Here is a 2,769-nt window from a genome sequence, read left to right as displayed (position 1 = left end):
GGTGAAGAACGGCCTGGAGATGGAGTTTTTCCTCGATGATCTCGTTGCTAATGCTGGTAACGCAGATCTCGTGGTGATTGATACCAGTGAAGGGGTTGCTGTTCTCTCCAACGAGGATGTGGAAGGTCACGGTGATGAGCACGGCGATGACCACGGCCACGATCACGGTGATGACCCTGATCATAACCACGGTGATGATCAGGCAGCAGAAAGTGGCGATAGCCATGCTGGTCACGTCCACCATGGGGCGTATAACCCTCACATCTGGCTCGATCCCAAGCGGGTGATTCAACAGGTGGAAACGATTCGCGATGGTCTGATTGCGGTTGATCCAGACGGCGAAACCGACTACACGACCAACGCTGCCGCCTACATTGAGCAGCTTCAGGCCCTTGATGCAGAATTCACGGAACGCCTTGCGCCTTACGCGGGGCAAACCTTTGTGGCGTTTCATGACTTTGCGCCCTACTTTGCCGAGAGCTATGGTCTCGAAGCAGAGTTTTTGGTAGATGTGCCGGACGTGAACCCTTCTCCCGAAGACGTGCGGCGGGTGATTGAAACGGTGGAAGCTTCTAGTCTCAAAACCCTACTCACCGAGCCCCAAGCTGGAGATGAAGCGTTTGCCTCCTTAGCCGGTGATTTGAACGTGAAGGTCAGCGCCTTTGACCCCATGGAAACAGGGGATCCAACAGCTACGGAGCCAGAAGCCTATTTCACCATCATGCGGCAGAATGTGGATGTCTTGGAAGCTGCCTTTAGCAGCTCGGTTCAGTCTCGGCTTTCCCCTTGGATACCCCAACCTTTAGCCAGCATCTTGCAACCCACGGGAACAACTCGGCCATTCGCCACTGTTGCACAACCCGTTGGAGTGAGATAATAGAGCGATCGCCTTCCATGACGTGGGATCGTGATGCCCCATGGGCGATCGCCGTATGTCTCGGCAAGACTAGAGCAGTCGTTTGACTCAGTGAGGTACAGATTGAGTGAGAGCATCTTGACCGTTGAACAGTTAACGGTCTATCGAGAACAGCACATGGCCGTGCAGGATGTATCGTTTACCATCCAAGCCGGAACGGATACGGCTTTGGTGGGCCCCAATGGAGCTGGGAAAAGCACCTTGGTTCAAGCCATTTTGGGAATTTTGCCCAGACAGAAGGGAACGATCCAGATTCTGGGCCAGCCCTTAAGCCGTAAGGGCTACCTCCCTCCCAGCCTCCGTGAGCAGATTGCCTACTTGCCGCAGAACTTTTTGTTTGACCGACGGGTGCCAATTACCGTCGAGGAGCTGATTGGTATCGGCTGGGATCGGCTAGGGTTTCAGCTTCCTTGGGCTGGGGGGCGATCGCGCCACCATGCCATTCGTCAAGCCCTAGCCCAGGTCGATGCTCTCCATCTGCGCCAACACCTGATCGGCAGCCTGTCAGGGGGAGAAACCAAGCGTGTCCTGCTAGCCTATTGTCTCGTGCGGCCTCGCCAATTGCTGATTCTCGATGAAGCCTCGGCGGGGATGGATGTTCGCAGTGAAGGAGAGTTTTATCGCTTGCTCTACCAACTGAAGGATGAGCAAGGCTGGACCATCATCCAAGTGTCTCACGACCTGGATATGGTGCGTCGGCATTGCGATCGCGTCCTCTGTATCAACCGCACACTGCTCTGTGAAGGCAGTCCCGATCATGCCCTCTCGCCCGATAACCTATCCGCCGCCTACGGTTCCGAGTTCATCCGCTATCACCATCACCATTCGTGAGTCTGCATCTCACGGGCCTGTGTTCATCAAGAGCCGATCCTCTAGAACGATACAATGAACCCACATGCAGTGGGTAGGATGCGTATAGCCTCCGGCATGGCTTCGCTAAAGCGACAGCACGCATCCAAGCCTCATTAAACGGTGCGTTACGGCTACGCCTAACAGCACCCTACAACGAAGGCTTTCAGGTGATTCGATCGGGAACTGACGGTGCGTTACGGCTGCGCCTAACAGCACCCTACAACGAAAACAACCGTAGCGATCGCTCCTTGCTCATTCTAAATCTCCTGTCTCTTACTTTCTATCCTTTTCCGCCATGTCTATCCCACCCGATCTAATCCGCGTCTTTGATCTTTTCCAGTTTCCGTTTATGCAGCGGGCCCTGATCGGTGGCGTGTTGACGGGACTCATGGGTGGACTCTTGGGCAGCTTTACCATTTTGCGGCAGCTTTCCTTTTTTAGCGATGCCCTCGGACATTCGGCACTGTTGGGCATTAGTTTCGGCTTACTGCTGGGGCTCAATCCCTCTGCCGTGCTGCTCCCCTTCGCGGTTCTGTTTGCCCTCGGCGTCACCTATTTGCTGGAACGTACCCACCTTTGGACAGATGCGTTGCTGAATATTATCTACTCAGCGTCTTTGGCGATCGCCATCATCACCCTCAGCTTTATTGGTCAGTATAAAGGTGGGATTAATAACTTATTGTTCGGCGATATTTTAGCCGTCCGATCCGCTGATATTGGTCTGGGGATTGGACTCTTGGTGATGTGCGTGTTGTTTATTGGTTTAACTCTACGCACCCAGATGTTGATCACTCTGCATGAACCCATGGCGATCGCTCGCGGGGTATCTGTCTCCTTCCACCGCAGCGCTTTTATTGTGCTGCTGTCGTTGGTAGTCGGCATTTCCATTAAAGCCATTGGCGTTTTGTTGGTCAGTGCCTTTATTGTCATTCCAGCCTGCACATCCCGACTTATCTGTCGAAATTTTGTCACCTACGTGGTGTTCTCAGCATTAGTAGGAG

The 2,769-nt window shown here is 53.7% G+C and carries 3 protein-coding genes; all 3 read left to right on the top strand.

Annotation, left to right across the window (positions count from 1 at the left end; translation table 11 throughout):
* On the top strand, positions 1–877 hold an 877-nt coding region (locus V6D20_15055), incomplete at its 5' end, for a zinc ABC transporter substrate-binding protein (protein HEY9817098.1).
* Positions 878–994: 117 nt separating this feature from the next.
* The gene (locus tag V6D20_15050; GenBank protein ID HEY9817097.1) at positions 995–1,747 is read left to right on the top strand and encodes a metal ABC transporter ATP-binding protein; all 753 of its coding nucleotides are present in this window, start codon (positions 995–997) and stop codon (positions 1,745–1,747) included.
* 316 nt (positions 1,748–2,063) lie between these two features.
* On the top strand, positions 2,064–2,769 hold a 706-nt coding region (locus tag V6D20_15045), incomplete at its 3' end, for a metal ABC transporter permease (GenBank protein HEY9817096.1).

This window comes from Candidatus Obscuribacterales bacterium (assembly GCA_036703605.1).
Lineage (GTDB): Bacteria > Cyanobacteriota > Cyanobacteriia > RECH01 > RECH01 > RECH01.
The sequence above is the reverse complement of the archived record's forward strand: the minus strand, read 5'-3'. Positions and strand labels throughout refer to the sequence as shown.